This is a genomic window from Anabaena cylindrica UHCC 0172, assembly GCF_034931625.1.
In the GTDB taxonomy this organism is placed as follows: Bacteria; Cyanobacteriota; Cyanobacteriia; order Cyanobacteriales; family Nostocaceae; genus Anabaena; species Anabaena cylindrica_A.
This window is the reverse complement of the sequence record NZ_JAYGGY010000038.1, coordinates 12555-31067: the sequence shown is the minus strand read 5'-3', so window position 1 is coordinate 31067 and position 18513 is coordinate 12555. Positions and strand designations below refer to the sequence as shown.

At 41.2% G+C, this 18513-nt stretch carries 10 protein-coding genes, 1 tRNA gene and 1 pseudogene; 5 read left to right on the top strand and 7 right to left on the bottom strand.

What is annotated here, in order from left to right; translation table 11 throughout:
- The coding region (locus tag VB713_RS11330) for a TIGR04255 family protein (protein ID WP_323311656.1) at positions 1–579 on the bottom strand (579 nt) is incomplete at its 3' end.
- Between the two features lie 328 nt (positions 580–907).
- Positions 908–1333: a MerR family transcriptional regulator gene (locus VB713_RS11325; RefSeq protein WP_323311655.1), complete on the bottom strand. Its 426-nt coding sequence runs from the start codon at positions 1331–1333 to the stop codon at positions 908–910.
- Positions 1334–1399: 66 nt separating this feature from the next.
- On the opposite strand from VB713_RS11325, the gene cas12k reads away from it, so the two are divergent.
- Positions 1400–3118: a type V CRISPR-associated protein Cas12k gene (gene cas12k / locus VB713_RS11320; protein ID WP_323311654.1), complete on the top strand. Its 1719-nt coding sequence runs from the start codon at positions 1400–1402 to the stop codon at positions 3116–3118.
- A gap of 240 nt (positions 3119–3358) precedes the next feature.
- On the opposite strand, the pseudogene VB713_RS11315 reads toward cas12k, so the two are convergent.
- The 3 genes and pseudogenes from VB713_RS11315 to VB713_RS11305 form a co-directional block, all read right to left on the bottom strand.
- Positions 3359–4726 (bottom strand): annotated as a pseudogene (locus VB713_RS11315) (IS4 family transposase).
- Between the two features lie 374 nt (positions 4727–5100).
- Positions 5101–5174 (bottom strand) — tRNA-Pro (locus VB713_RS11310).
- A 92-nt stretch (positions 5175–5266) separates the two neighbouring features.
- Complete coding sequence (locus VB713_RS11305) at positions 5267–8797, bottom strand: PAS domain S-box protein (protein WP_323311653.1); 3531 nt, start codon at positions 8795–8797, stop codon at positions 5267–5269.
- A 215-nt stretch (positions 8798–9012) separates the two neighbouring features.
- Between VB713_RS11305 and lipA the strand changes: the two genes are divergently transcribed.
- From lipA to VB713_RS11285, 4 genes are all read left to right on the top strand, one after another.
- A complete protein-coding gene (lipA, locus tag VB713_RS11300; protein WP_323311652.1) occupies positions 9013–9882 on the top strand; it encodes a lipoyl synthase in 870 nt (289 codons plus the stop codon).
- Positions 9883–10124: 242 nt separating this feature from the next.
- Positions 10125–11048, top strand: a complete 924-nt coding sequence (locus VB713_RS11295; protein WP_323311651.1) for an NAD(P)H-dependent glycerol-3-phosphate dehydrogenase — start codon at positions 10125–10127, stop codon at positions 11046–11048.
- 464 nt (positions 11049–11512) lie between these two features.
- Complete coding sequence (gene sigC / locus VB713_RS11290; RefSeq protein ID WP_323311650.1) at positions 11513–12763, top strand: RNA polymerase sigma factor SigC; 1251 nt, start codon at positions 11513–11515, stop codon at positions 12761–12763.
- Positions 12764–12923: 160 nt separating this feature from the next.
- The gene (locus VB713_RS11285; protein ID WP_015214948.1) at positions 12924–13379 is read left to right on the top strand and encodes a Fur family transcriptional regulator; all 456 of its coding nucleotides are present in this window, start codon (positions 12924–12926) and stop codon (positions 13377–13379) included.
- Between the two features lie 111 nt (positions 13380–13490).
- Here the strand turns inward: VB713_RS11285 and VB713_RS11280 are convergent, their stop codons facing one another.
- Complete coding sequence (locus tag VB713_RS11280; RefSeq protein ID WP_323311649.1) at positions 13491–14597, bottom strand: peptidoglycan-binding protein; 1107 nt, start codon at positions 14595–14597, stop codon at positions 13491–13493.
- 21 nt (positions 14598–14618) lie between these two features.
- Positions 14619–18479 (bottom strand): cobaltochelatase subunit CobN, encoded by a 3861-nt coding sequence (cobN, locus tag VB713_RS11275; RefSeq protein WP_323311648.1) that lies wholly within the window; start codon positions 18477–18479, stop codon positions 14619–14621.
- Positions 18480–18513: the final 34 nt, after the last annotated feature.

The following is an 18513-nucleotide window of genomic DNA, read 5'->3' as shown; positions in this document are numbered from 1 at the left end:
CGCTTTCCAAAAAGTATTCATAGTAGGAGTTTGACAGTTTTCGGAGATGTCTATTGACTCAGTTCGAGTTAAAAAGCCTGAGATTATGGTTGGCACACCATCTGGTAACTGAGGATATACAGTGAAGTATTCACTAAGCTCAATCTCATGCTTGACTACAGCTATTTTATTTATGTAGCGAAGCGCAATCCGCGTCACTCCAATAGGTTTAGCAACGTCTAAATAGTTATGAAATGCGTTATCAATTCTCTGCTTAAAATGTTCCCATCCCTCATAAGGGCGAAGGCTATGGATACTGAGTGTATCAGGTCCTACCCCAACTAGTTTTTTAGTATCAGCAGACTGAAACAAGAGCTTAGACATATTCTGTCTAAATGCAAATTCAGGATTTGCAGGCATTTGTCCAATCTGGAATTCAGCCTGTATTAAATTCTGCTGTTGAGGTTCACCTGGGTAAGCATCTCTAATTTTTTCATAAAATAAACTAGGTACTGTAAGATTCCACGCCAGACCAGGGGCAAAGCGAAACTCACAGACTGCTTCTTCTATAGGTGGGTTACGGTATTGATAGCGTATCATATTTTATTTAATATCATTTAACGTTTTTGCTGCATAACCTCACACTTTTAGTAAACTACATAATCAACATGAAGAATCATAAATTTTGCAGTAGCTTACTGTAATTTTCAGCCTAATCTAATAATATCTTATTCTTTTTAGTTCTGCGACTACCCTGCCCTTCATAATCTGTTAACTTGCCTGACCATAGCCAATCTAGTAAAGCTTGGCAGAAAATTTCATTCAGTATCCAAGAGTTAACTTCTTCTCAGTTTCTGGCGCAACTTCTGATAAATAACATCTAACCACACCGGAATCACAGATTTACCTTCATCTAGTGATGCGATCGCTATCTTGGTAACTTACTTGCTAACTCTTGATAAATAACATCTAACCACACCGGAATCACAGCTTTACCTTCATCCAAAAATGCGATCGCTCTTTTCCTGTCAAACTCTACCAAAGAAAGTGAATCATCCTGTGATAACAACAACATAAACCGCCTCCCCTGACCAGAAATAAACAACTCCGGTTCTTGTTCCTTCAGTTGTTTCAGCGTTTCACAGGCAATATCAAAACTTATCCCCGTAGACAGCCAATATACCAAAGCTGCCAACTCCACCAAATTAGACCTGGAGTAATAAATACTGCGTCCCGTTCCCGTATCACTAATGACAGGTACAACAATTCCCTTCTCTCGCCAATACTGGATCTGGCGGAGAGTACAACCTGTAATTTGAGCCGCTTCCTTAGTTGTGAAAAATGTTTCTTGCATAAAAACATTTTACAGAAAGCAGCTATAATACATATATGTTAGTATCAAACAATTATGTTATAAGGTATGAGCCAAATTACCATTCAGTGTCGTTTAGTAGCCAGTGAAACTACCCGTCAGCAGCTATGGCAACTGATGGCAGAGAAAAACACGCCACTGATTAACGAACTATTGATACAGGTTGCTCAACATTCAGAATTTGAGACATGGCGACAAAAAGGTAAACATCCCACAGGTATTGTTAAAGAACTGTGCGAACCTTTGAAAAGTGATCCGCGCTTCATGGGGCAACCTGCACGGTTTTACACCAGTGCTACAGCATCAGTAAACTATATTTATAAATCCTGGTTTGCCTTAATGAAGCGGTTTCAGTCCCAACTAGACGGCAAACTGCGCTGGTTAGAAATGCTCAATAGTGATACTGAATTAGTAGCAGCCAGTGGAGTCTCCTTGGATATACTTCAGACTAAATCTGCCGAAATCTTGGCTCAATTTGCTCCCCAAAATCCTGCTGAAACTCAACCAACTAAAGGTAAAAAGACTAAAAAAGGGAAAAAATCTCCAACTTCAGATAGCGATTGCGCGGAGCGCACGCTACGCGAACGCAATTTATCAAAAAACTTATTCGACACTTACAGTAATACAGAAGATAATTTAACTCGTTGTGCCATTAGTTATTTACTCAAAAATGGCTGTAAAATTAGCAATAAAGCAGAAAACACCGATAAATTCGCTCAACGTCGCCGCAAAATAGAAATCCAAATTCAACGTCTCACAGAAAAATTAGCCGCTCGAATTCCCAAAGGACGAGATTTAACCGACACCATAAGATTAGAAACTCTTTTTAATGCCACTCAGACCGTTCCTGAAAATGAAACAGAGGCGAAATTCTGGCAAAACATTCTGTTAAGAAAATCCAGTCAAGTGCCGTTTCCAGTCGCTTACGAAACCAACGAAGATTTAGTTTGGTTTAAAAATCAATTTGGGCGCATCTGTGTGAAATTCAGTGGTTTAAGTGAGCATACTTTTCAAATTTATTGTGATTCTCGCCAACTTCACTGGTTTCAACGTTTCCTAGAAGATCAACAAATTAAAAAAAATAGTAAAAATCAACATTCTAGTGCTTTGTTTACCCTGCGTAGTGGTCATATCTCTTGGCAGGAAGAAGAAGGAAAAGGAGAACCCTGGAATATTCACCATTTAACCCTTTATTGTTGTGTCGATACTCGTCTATGGACAGAAGAAGGAACAAATTTAGTCAAAGAAGAAAAAGCCGAAGAAATTGCCAAAACCATCACCCAGACAAAAGCTAAAGGGGATCTAAATGATAAACAACAGGCGCATCTCAAACGTAAAAATTCCTCTCTAGCCAGAATTAATAACCCCTTCCCTCGTCCAACTCAGCCTTTATATAAAGGACAATCTCATATTCTAGTTGGTGTAAGTTTGGGTTTAGAAGACCCTGCCACAATTGCAGTTGTAGATGGTACAACGGGAAAAGTTTTGACATATCGCAACATCAAACAACTACTTGGTGAAAATTACAAACTACTCAACAGACAGCGACAACAAAAACACCTATTATCCCACCAACGCCATATCGCTCAAAGGATGTCAGCACCAAATCAATTTGGCGATTCAGAGTTGGGAGAGTATATAGATAGATTACTAGCAAAAGAAATTATTGCGATCTCCCTATCCATTACCCACATCTTTCTTAACATAAGGTTTGACAAAAGCCAGGAATTGTGTAATGGAGTATGGAGACAAACAAATCAGCAGTGATACCAATTTACTAAAACATTGATACATAAATTGTTCGTAGATTTTACTCCTTTCTCTCCATCACGATACAAGAGGTTTGCGCTTTACCTCTACTGGATAGCACATATTTGTATCAATATTTTAGTGAAACTGTATGACTCTAATGGAGGAGCAAGAGAACAAATAGAGCTTCAAAAAGCCTTATTTCCTAGAATTAATGTTTGATAAAAATCGAAATAAATGAGGAGGATAATGGGATTATTAATTAATAACAAGAGACTGACAAACAAGCCAACCTTGAACAAGATCGTGCAATCGGTTCAATCCACGCCAGAGAACTTTCACCCCAGGAGAACCATCACCTTTTCGACCCAAAAACCCACCTAATCTAGCAATCCAATCGACAACTTCAGCCAGGGTCGGTGGTGCTGCATGAGGATAAAGTTGGTGATGTATGGTGGCATAAAGAATTTGCCACTCATGAGTTTCTAAAACTTCTTCACAACTGGCATCTGGTGAACAACGAGCGAAATAAGTTAGCCACAACAAACGCCAAGCAACGATACTGTAAGTAGCCAAAGCCATCTCTAATCTTTGTGCCGTTTCTAGTTGTAATTTCTAGATACCACAACCACTTTTTAAGACATAATGATAACGTTCAATTAACCAGCGATAACAATACCATTGCACATACTTCTTGGCATCTTCAATATTGGAGATGTCTAATGTGGTCAGAAGTAACCAACTAATTGGCTCAAAACCAGGTTTTATATCTTCTTCGTTGACTAAAATTGCCTGTAATGTAATTGGCGTTAATTGTTCTTTTTTGGCTCGATTTTGCGGTGGTTCGATGGTAATCGTGGCATAACGAATTGTGAGTGTAGCTATTCTCGAAGGTCGAGTGGGATTGCGTTTTACCTCCACTGTCATTGTTCCTTGAGATTCAACAGACTCTAAGGTTTCCCATAAACGCTGCTCACAATCAACCAAACAGCGATTTTGAGTGGCGCGAATCAAAAAATCTGAGCCTTGACGACAAGGACAAGCAAATAAGTCATAAAAATCGGCTTCTCTGTCGGCAATTGTCACTACTTGTACTGAAGAAGGAATGATTGACTCGGTTGTGATTAAGGCATCAAGCCATCTTTGACTTTCTTTTTGGGCGGTTGGTTTTTGTTTTCTTTGTTCTGCCTTTCCCAGTTCTTCTTCTTTCCTTGACCACACTTGTTGCTCAATGATGCCTAATGGTATTCCCTGTGTGCTGACTGTTAACACCGAGTGGACTTTTAATCCTTGGACATATTTGTTGTCTAGATATCCTGTTCCTGATAGGGCTTTATGACTAGTGTAGTTTAGTTCTGTTGTATCTTGTATTGCCAATACTACTTCATGCTGGGCAATTCGCTCTACTGTCGCATCTCGATGTCCTTGTCTAATCATGGATGGTTTGATGTAGGGTGAATCCCAGAAGTCGTAAGTGGCTTTGGTTTCTGACCATGTTTCACTAGCTTGAGGTACACTGGCTTCTGGTTTTGCACTTAAGTTTGAGACTATTTTCATCAACCTTTTTGTTCTTCTAGTGTCCCCTAATTCGGTTCTTTCTAGTTCTGCTGTGATCCACTCTTCCATTGACTGACCTTGGTTTGACTCTGGTTATTGGCATAGAGAATACACGATTCCTGACTTTTGTCAAACCTTATGTTAAGAAAGATGTGGGTAATGGATAGCCGGAGTGGGGCGGGTTGAAATGAAAAATTGCCCTGTCAGTGATTTACGAGAAACATGTTTCAACACCCCTCCCGGAGTGGGGCGGGTTGAAATGCGTTGGTGCAAAAATACAAAAAACATTTAGGTGGATTGAAAGGCGCACTTCGTTCGGGATTTTCCCTGACTTAAAACAATAGGAATAAAAAAGCTATCATTGTAATAGCTTTCAATGCCAATACACCTTGATGACTAGGTAATTTGTCAACGCGGTCAAATAATTTGGCAAGTGACAAAAATCGGGATGACTGGATTCGAACCAGCGGCCCCTTCGTCCCGAACGAAGTGCGCTACCAAGCTGCGCCACATCCCGGCATAAAAATTCCAATTATTAAGCCATAATATCACAGAAATCACTAAATAATAAAAATATCTTGCTCCCTACAATACAAAACTTATCTCTGCTCAGAGGTTCTGTCCACAAAGATAGGTTTGTGCCAGTTTTATAATCTGTTCAAAGGCAAAGTTTTGGGTGAGTTGGTCTAAACTGAGAGCCAGAGATGAATGTTGAGGGGGAATTTGCTTAATTAACTGCTCGACCGTTGTTTGTTCACAAGAGACTGAAGCTTGACGGAGTTCGACTACCCAAGCTTGAGGCATGACCGCCAAATCTTCAGCCGTTAATGCTTGCTTAAAGACTAATGGGGGCGATGCTGGATTGTCGTAGGTGTAGCATATATCCAAATGTTCAGCCATTTTGCTGAACAGGGTTTCGGCTCGAAAGGGTTTACTTATATAGTCATTACAGCCTGCTTCCAGGGCAAGATGGTGATGGTTTTGCTCCTTGCTATCATCGTTAGAAGCTTGAGCCGTAAGGGCAATAATGATAGTAGAGTGATCTGGTTGCTCAATAGCTCGAATTTGTTTTGTCACTTCATACCCATCCCATCCCGGCATCCGAATATCCATAAAGATCAGGTGGGGTTGCCATTGTTCCCATAGGGAAATAGCTTCTTCTCCATTTACCGCTTCTTGCACCTCCAATTTCAGTTTACCGAGCAGTTTTACCAGAAATAGCCGATTTAAAATCTGGTCATCCACCACTAAAATTCGATAATTAGGTTGGTTGGGTGCTAGTCCTGTAACTCTTTGAGTCGGTTTTCTAGGTTGTATATGGCTTCCCGTAACCACCAGAACTGGAATCGAGAACTGAAATGTACTGCCCTGTCCTAACGTACTGTTGAGCATAATTTCTCCACCCATCAATTGCACTAATCGACGACTAATAGTGAGTCCAAGTCCGGTTCCTTCCTGGAGACACTGCTGACCGGCTGGTGCTTGGGTAAAGGCATCAAAAATTATATCTAAATATTGGGGAGCGATGCCGACTCCGGTATCAATAACCTTGAATTGTATGTAGGAGAGATTATTCAATTCATGATTGGATTTTGTGGGTTGATTGGCTAAGGAAACAGATAGATAAATGTTTCCTTTTTGAGTAAACTTAATGGCGTTACCAATCAAATTAATCAATATTTGTTGCAACTTTTGAGCATCAACAATAATGTATTGAGGAACTCCTGGTAAAATTTCTTGGTGTAACTGCAATTTTTTATTTCTTACTTGCTGATTAAACATACTGTTTAATGAGTCAAGCAATTCTAATAAATCAATCTCTTTTTTATCCAAAGTCATTATTCCAGCTTCAATTTTGGATAATTCAAGCACTTCATTAATGAGCTTGAGTAAATGCTCTCCACTGTTATAAATGAGTTTTACCTGTTCTTGATGTTCTGGGAGTAGGGTAGAGTCCCAATTTATGAGTTGAGCGAAGCCTAGAATAGCGTTGAGAGGAGTCCGCAGTTCGTGGCTCATATTTGCCAAAAAAGCGCTTTTAGCGTGGTTTGCAGCTTCTGCGGCCTCTTTTGCTTGTTGGAGTTCTAATTCAGCTTGAACGCGATCGCTCACATCTTGGGCAAAAGATAGAATAGAAACCAGATTACCAGATTCGTCAAAAAGATTTGAGTTAAACCACTGACAGTGAATTACAGAACCGTCTTTTCGATAATTGCGATTATTACAAATACTACTACTTTCTTTACTTATTAATCTTTCGGTTTCAAATTTTACTTGATCTAAATCTTCCTCAAAAATAAACTGCCAATCGAGCATAGTTTTATTCAATACTTCTGCTGCGCTCCAACCAAATATTTTTTCAGCTTGTTTTGACCACTCTTGAACTTGAAATTGATTATTCCAGATAATAGTTGCTAATGGAGTATTTTCAATATGAAAGGTAATCTGATTGTGGGCTTGTTTCAGGGCAGCTTCGACTTGTTTGCTTTCGCTGATATCCTGGGCTGTACCCAAGATTTTGATCACTTGATTGTTTTCATCTCTAGCAAAGACTACATCGCGCGATCGCAACCAACACCAAGAACCATTTTTATGCCGCATCCGATATTCAGTAGTTAAAATTTCCCCATCGTGGGCAATTTGCCACTGAGCCATATTTCGAGACAGCAAAGGAAAATCTTCAGGATGCACAATATCTAATAAAAACTGAGAACCCCCTAGCAAAAACTCTTCAGGTGTGTAGCCTAAAATCTCTATGGACTGGCGATTGACATATAAATTAGTCCAAGTTATTGGGTTCAAAATATATAGAATTTGTGGGGAATAATCCGTAACTTGTTGGATAAAGTGATTACTTTCGCGTAAATCTGCTTCAGCTTTTTGGCGTAAACGCAGCTCATTGTAGACATTGCTAATGTCTTTGAAAACTGAAAGCATTAATATCTCATCCTCTAGCTCAATCAACTCTGAAGATAACAATCCAGTTTTGATTTCTCCTGATTTGCTTCGCCACTCCATTTCATAATTGTGAATTGTCTGCTGAGTTTGCAAGTGATGGTAAATTTCTTGTGCCTGTTGGGAATTAACTATCAAATTTAGTTCATCTATTGTATGACCGATTACTTCCTCATTGGTATAGCCTGTGAGGGTGAGAAACTGGTCATTTACAGCCAGATAACTTCCATCTGTAAGATTGATAATAGTAATGGGATCGGGGCTAGCACAAAGTACTTTTGCAAATTTTTCTTCTGATTTTTGAATAGCTTTTTGGAGTTGCTCACCCATCCGATTAAAGGATATTGCCAAAATCTGCAACTCTGCTATTACTTCATTGTCTGGTAAAGGTTCCTGCCATTTTCCGTCTGCTAAAGCCTGACTAGCTCGACTGATCTGAATAATTGGTCGAGTAATCCAACCTGCTGTAAGTATTCCCATGCCAGTGACGGCAACTAATGTCAACCCACATAACAGAATCGTGGACTTGGTATTTGCCTGAATTTCTCCCATAAAGTCAGACGCAGGAATGACTGTCACCAACAACCAATCGAGACTGTATTCATCTCCGTAAGGATCAATATGAGCAAACAGCGTCTCTCCTTGAAAAGCTACTTTAAGATGTTGACTAGCTCGAATTTGCTTTAGATCACCATATTGCTGCTGTAGTTGTACCGCAACTGCCTTTGTCCTGGCATCCTGACTCTGGGTAGCAGACAACGGCATTGGTGGTTTTTTGTCGTGCTTGATCAAGGGGATTTCTAAGGTGGATGTGGCAACTAAATCGCCAGAATGCTCTAGGATAAACGTTTGTCCGGAAGGCGAAAATTTCAACTGACTCAAAAACGTACTGATATCTGACAACGTAGTAGCAGAGGCAAAAAGCTGGGTATCGAGGCGATTGACTGCCAGTGCTTGTTGTTGAGAGTGCAGGGAGGTATCGAGGCGATCGCTAATCCGTTGCGCTGTTTGATCCATCAACTTATCTGCCAAGTTTTCTACTGCCACTTTTCCGCTGCGGTAGGACAAATAACCTACTAGTGCAACAACTCCCACGATTTGCAATACAAATGGCACTATCAACAAGGTTTGTAGCGGTACCTTGCCGAATCTCTTGACAATCCAGTTGACAGAGAGATAATTCATCTTTCCAAAGCAAATATGCTGAACTTTAACATTATTTTTAGACTTTAAATATAAATTAACTTATAACAATTTAGACATAGCAGGAGGGTTCAGAGCAAATTCCCGAATTTTCCGCTAATTACCCCGTTCCCAATCCCTTATCCTCAGTTCCTTTCAAACCCTGGTCTTTGCTTGCTACCATTATATTTGTATAACTTCAGTGGTAAAAGTGGATTGTGACTGTAAAACCAGACTGGTTGCGGGTCAAAGCGCCTCAGTGGGAGCGCGTCGGTAACGTTAAAGAAATTTTGCGGGATTTATCGCTCAATACGGTTTGTGAAGAAGCGTCCTGTCCCAATATTGGTGAGTGTTTCAATGCTGGTACTGCCACATTTTTGATTATGGGGCCAGCTTGTACCAGGGCTTGTCCTTATTGTGATATTGATTTTGAGAAAAAACCTCAACTCCTAGATCCGACCGAACCCACGCGACTAGCGGAAGCTGTGCGACGAATGCAACTCAATCATGTTGTGATCACTTCTGTGAATCGAGATGATTTGCTAGATGGTGGTGCATCTCAGTTTATTCAGTGTATTAACGCCGTTCGTGCCGTATCACCTAACACTACAATTGAAGTACTGATTCCTGATTTATGTGGTAATTGGAATGCGCTGGAAATCATTCTTCAAGCTGCACCAGAGGTTCTAAACCATAATACAGAAACGATATCACGCTTGTATCGTCGAGTACGTCCTCAAGGTAATTATGAGCGGACGATGGAATTATTACAACGCTCTCGCCAAATTTCTCCCAGCACATACACCAAATCCGGCATTATGGTGGGCTTAAGTGAAACTGATGCTGAAGTTCGCCAAGTTATGCAAGATTTACGAGCAGTAGATTGTGATATTTTGACAATTGGGCAATACCTCCAACCCAGTCAAAAACATTTGCAAGTAGCTGATTTTATCCCTCCAGAACAATTTGCAGCGTGGAAAGCTTATGGAGAAGAACTAGGTTTTCTTCAAATTGTTTCTTCACCATTGACAAGAAGCTCATATCATGCAGAACAAGTTAGGGAATTAATGAAACTCTATCCGCGATGAAGAGGCAGAGGAGCAGGGTGCAGGGGGCAGGGGGAGATGGGGAGGATGACTGAGGATATGGATATACTCAAAACGGATAATTACTAGACTTTTGCCTGGGCAAAAATCCTTGTATATCAATACTCTTAGTGATTTTAAAAGTAAAGTTGCCACCCGTTTTTAGTATATCTTTCTCCTGACCAATGCCCAATGCCCAATGCCCAATGCCCAATGCCCAATGACCAATGACCAATGAATGACCAATGACCAAATCTGTTGTTATTTTAGGTGGTGGTGCTTGGGGAACAGCCCTGGCAAATTTGGCGCGGGTAAACGGTCATTATGTGCGTTTGTGGTCACGTCAGGGTTCGCAAACTTTGGCAGCAGTTTTAGAAGATGCGGAAATAGTACTGTCTGCCATTTCTATGAAGGGGGTGACAGATGTAGCTTCCTTAGTCAAATCTTCCCTTTTATCTCCCCAGACAATTTTTGTCACAGCGACAAAAGGTTTAGACCCGCAAACTACCTTCACACCGTCGCAAATTTGGCAAGCAGAATTTCCTGATCATGCAGTAGTAGTTTTATCTGGGCCTAATTTATCAAAAGAAATTGAACAGGAATTACCAGCTGCAACGGTAGTAGCCAGCAAGAATACTGCTGCTGCCCAGAAGGTGCAGTTGGTATTTTCTTCTAGTCGTTTTCGTGTTTATACCAATCCTGACCCGGTGGGTGTTGAATTGGGTGGTACACTCAAAAACGTAATAGCGATCGCAGCCGGGGTCTGTGATGGTTTACATCTAGGAACTAATGCCAAAGCTGCTTTAGTCACTCGCGGCTTGACAGAAATGGTTCGCATTGGTAAAGTTTTGGGTGCAAAGACGGAAACATTTTACGGTTTAGCAGGTCTAGGGGATTTGTTAGCAACCTGCAACAGTCCCTTAAGTCGCAATTACCAAGTGGGTTATCAGTTGGCTAGTGGTAAAACGCTGACAGAAATTCTTACTAATTTACCAGGAACGGCTGAAGGAGTGAACACTTGTCGAGTTTTGATGCAAATATCCCAGCAACAACATATTACTATCCCTATTACTGAGCAAGTTTATCGGTTACTGGAGACTGAGGTTACACCTGAACAAGCCCTAGATGAACTAATGTTAAGGGACATCAAGCCAGAGTATAACCAATAAGTTATGACTGATGCCACATGGTGCTATCAGCATTATTTCGTAATTTACAGCAACCAATTACCAAAAAATCACTAAAAAAATAATTAAATCGTCAGGAAATTACCACCATAGTCATGTAAATATAACTATGTAGTTTATAAACAGCAAAATTACTAGGAATATCTTTATACCCTGTTATAAAAATAACGGTTAATGTTCCTAAAAAATGCCATATTAACTAGTGCGGCATGGCGAAAATAACTATCCAGTTAAAAAAAGTCAAAAAGCTGATACAACTCGCTTTATTCACTTCTGCCTTCCGCCTTCTACTTTTTTGCACTAGTACAACCTTTTGCAAAGAATTGTACTATAAATCTCAATTTTGTTAGTTCATCGTGAATTACGGGAACAATAGCAACAGTTGATTAGCTGACCGTAATTTTAGCTGACCGTAATTTATTTTTACCTGGAGTAATTAAGACTTTATGCCAGCAACATCTTTTTATACAGATGCAGCCTACGATTCCCAAAAATCTAGCCCGACATTAGACTCTGATTTAAACGTTAATGACAGCGATTTATCCCTAGACGATTTGCCAGATTTGGAAATAGCTGCTGTTGATCCTCATAATTTAGCTGCTAATAACAACCGACGCAGTACAGATTTAGTACGTCTATACCTGCAAGAAATTGGTCGGGTGCGGTTGTTAGGAAGAGATGAAGAAGTTTCTGAAGCTCAAAAAGTACAGCGATATTTGCGGTTGCGGATAGTACTAGCTAACGCCGCCAAGCAAGGTGACGAGGTGATTGTACCCTATCAACGATTAATTGAAGTTCAAGAGCGTTTATCCTCTGAATTAGGACATCGTCCATCGTTGGAAAGATGGGCTACTACTGCGGGTATTGAATTATCGAATCTCAAGCCTACTTTGTCAGAAGGTAAACGTCGCTGGGCGGAAATTGCCGAATTGACAGTGATAGAACTAGAGAAAATTCAGTCACAAGGACTACAAGCTAAAGAACACATGATTAAAGCGAATCTTCGCTTAGTGGTTTCTGTGGCTAAAAAATATCAAAATCGTGGTTTGGAATTGTTAGATTTAGTCCAAGAAGGGACTCTTGGCTTAGAGCGAGCCGTGGAGAAATTTGACCCCACAAAGGGTTATCGCTTTAGTACTTATGCGTATTGGTGGATTCGTCAGGGAATTACCAGAGCGATCGCAACTTCTAGTCGCACAATTCGCCTCCCTGTACATATTACAGAAAAACTCAATAAAATTAAAAAGGCGCAACGTAAAATTGCTCAAGAAAAAGGTCGCACTCCTACCCTAGAAGACCTAGCAACCGAATTAGATATGACACCTACCCAAGTCCGGGAAGTGTTATTACGAGTACCTCGTTCTGTTTCTTTAGAAACCAAAGTCGGCAAAGATAAAGATACAGAATTAGGGGAATTGCTAGAAACTGATAGCGTCACCCCAGAAGAAATGTTAATGCGGGAATCTTTACAAAAAGATTTGCATAACCTTCTTGATGATTTAACTAGCCGCGAGCGTGATGTCATTCTGATGCGGTTTGGTTTATCTGATGGTCATGCTTACTCATTAGCCGAAATTGGCCGCGCTCTTGACTTATCGCGGGAACGAGTACGACAAATCGAATCCAAGGCTTTGCAAAAGCTCCGTCAACCCAAGCGCCGTAATCTGATCCGAGACTATTTGGAATCTTTAACTTAGTAAAGGGAATAGGGAGCAGGGAGCAGGGGAAGATGATTTTTACCAATTACCAATTACCAATTACCAATCACCAATTATTCTCAATAAGATATGGTTGTTGCAAATCGGGGTAAAAATTTGCTATATTCTCAATTAACGGGCTTTGTTGAGAAAATTTAGTATGACTGTCTACACAACTGGTTCACTCAAGGCAGAACTAAACGACCGAGGCTGGCGTTTAACTCCGCAACGCGAGATAATTTTACACATTTTTCAAGAACTTCCGCAAGGTGAACATTTAAGCGCTGAGGATCTTTATCATCGGTTAGAAACTGACGGTGAAGGCATCAGTCTATCAACTATCTATCGAACTTTGAAGTTGATGGCGAGAATGGGCATTTTGCGGGAACTAGAATTGGGTGAAGGACATAAACATTATGAACTTAACCAACCTTATCCCCATCATCACCATCACCTAATTTGTGTGAAGTGCAACACTACGATTGAATTCAAGAACGAATCAATTTTGAAAATTGGCGCTAAAACAGCCCAAAAAGAAGGTTTTCACCTCCTTGACTGTCAACTGACAATTCATGCTGTCTGTCCCAAGTGCCAAAGGGCGCTAATGCCGCTTTAACACCTGGGTAGGATACAAGGCAAGAAACTCAAATTCACCCTACAATAATTTACTGTGAGCGAATGGTATCAATTGGTGAGGGAATCTGGCTGCAAAATCTGAGCGGATGGTTTAAAAGCCTCCGCTTTTGATATCCCGAAAACTGATACCATAAAATTCTTGCGCTCGCTTGATTGCTTTTTTGGTGTCATCTGCCATCATGCCGTTGAGTTGACCTTTATAGAAACCTTTTTCCTGGAGTCGCATTTGGATTTCTAAGATACTAAAATCACTCTTGGGTGAAGTTTTGGCCAAGCTATGTAACTTCATTCGGGTAGTGGTGTCAGCAATGCTGTTCATGTCGAGGCGATGAGCTTTTTGAAAGCGACTGATAGCATCTGCTGTATATGAACCATAGTAGCCATTGGGGGGACCCTGTAAATATCCAGCTTTGATTAAATGTTCTTGGAGAATTCTGACAGCTTCACCGCGATCGCCTAAACTGAGTTGATCCCGATTAACTGCTTTCTTGGAAGTTGCTTCAGCACTAGCTGTATCAATTGGTGTTAATTTGGCTAATGTGGCTGCACCAACAACACCGTCAACCTTTAATTTATAAGCCTGTTGAAATCTTTTTACACCTTCTTCGGTAATTGGCCCAAATATGCCGGTAGCATTCCCATAATAAAAGCCAGCCATTCGCAAGCGTTCTTGCAAAATTATGACATCTTCACCTTCATCTCCTTTGGTAAGTAAATGAGGATTTTGGCGTTTATGAGTTACCGAATAAATGATAGGGATTTTGGTAGTTGTTGCCGTTGCAGTAGTTACAGAGTTACTTGCAGGTGGTTTTCTCCCAGTTTCTAGGTTTTGTGAAGTGTCAATTTCGATTATGTCATTAACTGTGACATTGGCAGCGTGTTGAAACTGCCAGTCAGTATTTTCTGTGGGAACTGCATATATTTGTGTGATTTTAGTTTGGTGAAAATCTGCTGTTGTCAACTGTTGTTTTAGATTGTTAGCAGAAGCATCTTGATCACCTTTTTGTAATGCGAAAACGCTGTTGACAGAACCGAGAATAGACAGCATTAAGATGAGAGGAAGCATATACTTCCAAGCTTGACCAGAAAGCCTTTTCCAGTTTGGTGCTGCGGTTTTGTTGAATAAAAAAGGAACTAGTTGACTAGATTCGCTATCTTCGTAGGCAAAAGCCGAGTGTAAATACGCAAGATTTTCCATAATATATGTTTCCTACACCAGTTATTTTTCTTCGATAGCTGCTTCCGCTTGATGTACTAAATTTCGTAAATTATCTAAAGTCTGTATATTCACATCCTGCCATAAACCGCGCTGATGGGCTTCTAGTAGTCGTTCTGAAATATCACGCAACGCCCACGGGTTCTTGTCTTGAATGAATTCACAGACAACTGGATCTTCTAAATATGCCTGTGCAACACCCTGATACATATAATCTTCAACACATTGGGCTGTAGCATCATAGGCGAATAAAAAATCTACCGTCGCGGCCATTTCAAATGCACCTTTGTAACCGTGACGCATGACTCCGGCAATCCATTTGGGATTAATTACACGAGAACGATATACTCGTGCAATTTCTGTTTTCAGTTGGCGGACTTTTGGCTGACTAGGAGTGGAATTATCACCAAAATAGGTTTCGGGATTTTTACCCTGAAGAGAACGCACCGCAGCTGTCAAACCACCCTGAAATTGATAATAATCATCGGAATCGAGCAAATCATGTTCTCGATTATCTTGATTGTGCAGCACAATTTGCATTTGCTTCAAGCGTTGCTCAAATGCTTCGGAATTGGGGATTGGGGATTGGGAAATTGATATTTCTCCCTCTGCTCCCTGCACCCTGCACCCTTGCTCTCCTGTTCCCTGTTCTCCATAAGCGTAAGAACTCCAGTTCATGTAAGCGCGGGCTAAGTCTTTGTCATCTTGCCAATTTTGGGAGGCAATTAAGCCTTGAAGTCCTGCACCGTAAGCACCTGGTTTAGAACCGAAAACACGATAAAGCGATCGCTCTTGTGCTATTTCTAAACTTAAACCTTCTCTAGTCCATAAGTCAGTATCTTCACGAACTGCAACGGCTAGGGGGTTTTCTGCGGCTGGTTCATCTAATCTAGCGACTGCGGCGACTGCTTGGGAAAATAAATCTATTAAATTGGGAAAAGCATCCCGGAAAAATCCTGAAATCCTTAAGGTGACATCCACGCGAGGACGACCCAAAATAGATAAAGGCAAGATTTCAAAATCTACTACTCTTCTAGCTGCACCATCCCAAACAGGTTGAACACCGAGTAAAGCCAACGCTTCAGCCATATCATCACCACCAGTCCGCATGGTCGCAGTTCCCCATAATGATAGACCAAGTGTTTTGGGATATTCACCATGTTCTTGAGTGTAGGTTTCAATTAGGGTTTCAGCGGCTTTTCTGCCGATATCCCAAGCAGTTTCTGTGGGTATGGCGCGAATATCAACGGCGTAAAAGTTTTTACCTGTGGGGAGAACTTCTGGACGGCCGCGTGTGGGTGCGCCAGAAGCTGCACTGGGAATGTATTTTCCATCAAATCCGCGCAATAGGTTGGTGATTTCTTCGGTGGTTTTTTGGAGTGCAGGGAGGAGTTTGAGGCGTATCCAATCGAGAACTGGGGACTGGGGACGGGGGACTGGGGACTGGGGATTTATAATTTGTTCTACTAGAAAGGCGGCTTCTTCTTCTAGGAGTTCTACTACGTCGCCGATGATGTGGGAAGAGTTAAGTCTCACGCAAAGGCGCAGAGGCGCAAAGTGAGTTGTGGGAGGGATGAAGGGGGTGCTGAAGTCATCCGTGAGGGGATCTATGTCTAAGCCCCATTCTTCGGCTATGGCGCGGGTGATGCCGATGGAATGGCGGTTGGGGAGACGTGCGATCGCTATAATTAAGTCTCGTAGTTGTCTATTTTGGGGACATTGACCGAAAATATGGAGTCCGTCGCGGATTTGGGCTTCTTTTAATTCACACAAATAGCCATCTAGGGAATTTAAAATTAGGGTTTCAAAGTTGACGATATCTTTTTCGTCGGTAATTCCTAAGTCTTTGTAGAGATTTTCTTTGATAACTAGTTCTTGAATGCGATCGCGGATTACAGGTATTCTTGAGGGATCTAAACTTTCGGCTTCGTAATATTCATCAATTAAATTTTCTACCTGTTGCAAGGGTCCATATAATTCAGCGCGAGTCATGGGCGGTGTCAAATGGTCAATAATTACCGCTTGGGCGCGTCGTTTAGCTTGGGAACCTTCACCAGGATCATTGACAATAAAGGGGTAGAGGTGAGGCATTGCCCCAAAAGCAATTTCTGGGTAACAAGTATTAGATAAAGCCACACTTTTACCAGGTAGCCATTCTAGATTGCCATGTTTGCCCACATGAGCGATCGCATCAGCCCCAAAACAACGAGAATTTTTTTCTCGCACCCAATAATAAAAAGCTAAATAAGCGTGAGTTGGTTCTAAATCCGGCGCATGATAATTCAAACTAGGGTCAAGATCATAACCCCTTGAAGGCTGAATACCTACAAAAACATTACCAAATTGAATCCCAGGAATTGCCCAATTTTGGATTGAATCGAAAATTGGTTCTCCCCAACGTGCAATCATTTCTTGTTGTACATTTTCTGGCAAAGTTGCAAAATACGCTTGATATTCTTCGGCTGCAAGACTTTGCTGTACTGGTTTCCAGTCTTTTCCTTCTGGATCATTGGTAACGCCAGATGTGAGCAATTGAATTAATTCATCACCATCAACAGGGATATTTCCCACCTCATACCCAGCCAACTGTAAAGCTTTGAGAATTTCCACACAACTAGCAGGAGTGTCCAGTCCTACGCCATTAGCAAGGCGGCCGTTTGTGTTGGGGTAATTTGCTAAAATCATAGCTATGCGGCGTTCTTGAGGTGTTTTTTGGCGTAATCTTACCCAATTAGCTGCCAGCTGCACAACAAACTCAATGCGATCGCTCTGAGGTTCATAAACTACCACATCTGTTTCTAAGTCATGATTGCGAGTTTGCAAACTTTTAAAAGACACAGCCCGACTAATAATTCTGCCGTCCACCTCTGGTAATGCTACATTCATGGCAATATCACGGGGTGTCAAACCTTGTAACTGTGACTCCCACTGTTCAACGGAACTAGCACAGAGAATTACCTGCAAAACGGGTACATCTAATTTTTCCCAAAGTTCAATTTGCGGTGTTTCTGTTTCCAATCGCGCTAGAGAAAAACTAGTAGTATTCAGTAACAGGTCAATATGCTCAGAGTCTTTTGGTTGCAAAAACTCATACAACTGCTCACTCACACCAGGTTCACGTAAAGAAGAAACAAAAACTGGTACAGGTTGTAAATTTTTCTCTATCAAAGCTGCACACAAAGCATCAATAACCTTAGTATTTCCTGCCAAATAATGAGCGCGGTAAAACAAAATACCTACTTTGGGTAATGGGTAATTGGTAATGGGTAATTGGGAAAACTCTTCCCCAGTCCCCAGTCCCCAGTCCCCAATCCCCAATCCCTCATAAATTCCCACACGAGGGACAGACTGCGGTGGTGGGGGATTAAACGCTGTGGAGAGAGACGTATCAGCGATAAATTGGAGGGCATTAACGAAGTTTTCTACACCACCTTCCTTAAAATACTGCCATATTTGGTTAACAATATCCAAGGAAACGGTAGAGTGAGAGAGTAAATCGGGATCAAGAGCGTCGTCTCCCGGCATTACAATTAAAGTTGTACCTTGACGTTGTGCAATCTCCTGCACTACTTCTAAGCCATAAGACCAATAGGAACGCCCTCCTAATAGACGCAAAACAATTACTTGGGCAAGTTCTAATACTTGTTCACCATAAGTATCTATACTTATTTGTTGCTGTAATTGCAAGAGGCTGGCGACTCTGAAGGCTGGAAATTGTGCAGGTAATTTTGGAACTGCTGCGGCTAAGGTTTGAATGTCGGTATCAGCCGCAGTAATCAACACTAAAGGAGCCGGAGTTTGTTCTAGAAAAATTAAACCTTCTGACTGATTCCATCCACCTGATGTGGCACTTATACGATGCATAATCCTGTTTTACCGCTTTAAAATGTTGGTTAGT

Bases quoted from the DNA above. Each gene is read 5' to 3' on its own strand.
- VB713_RS11325 (WP_323311655.1), bottom strand. From the start codon at position 1,333: ATGCAAGAAACATTTTTCACAACTAAGGAAGCGGCTCAAATTACAGGT.
- cas12k (WP_323311654.1), top strand. From the start codon at position 1,400: ATGAGCCAAATTACCATTCAGTGTCGTTTAGTAGCCAGTGAAACTACC.
- VB713_RS11305 (WP_323311653.1), bottom strand. From the start codon at position 8,797: ATGAATTATCTCTCTGTCAACTGGATTGTCAAGAGATTCGGCAAGGTA.
- VB713_RS11295 (WP_323311651.1), top strand. From the start codon at position 10,125: ATGACCAAATCTGTTGTTATTTTAGGTGGTGGTGCTTGGGGAACAGCC.
- sigC (WP_323311650.1), top strand. From the start codon at position 11,513: ATGCCAGCAACATCTTTTTATACAGATGCAGCCTACGATTCCCAAAAA.
- VB713_RS11285 (WP_015214948.1), top strand. From the start codon at position 12,924: ATGACTGTCTACACAACTGGTTCACTCAAGGCAGAACTAAACGACCGA.
- VB713_RS11280 (WP_323311649.1), bottom strand. From the start codon at position 14,597: ATGGAAAATCTTGCGTATTTACACTCGGCTTTTGCCTACGAAGATAGC.
- cobN (WP_323311648.1), bottom strand. From the start codon at position 18,479: ATGCATCGTATAAGTGCCACATCAGGTGGATGGAATCAGTCAGAAGGT.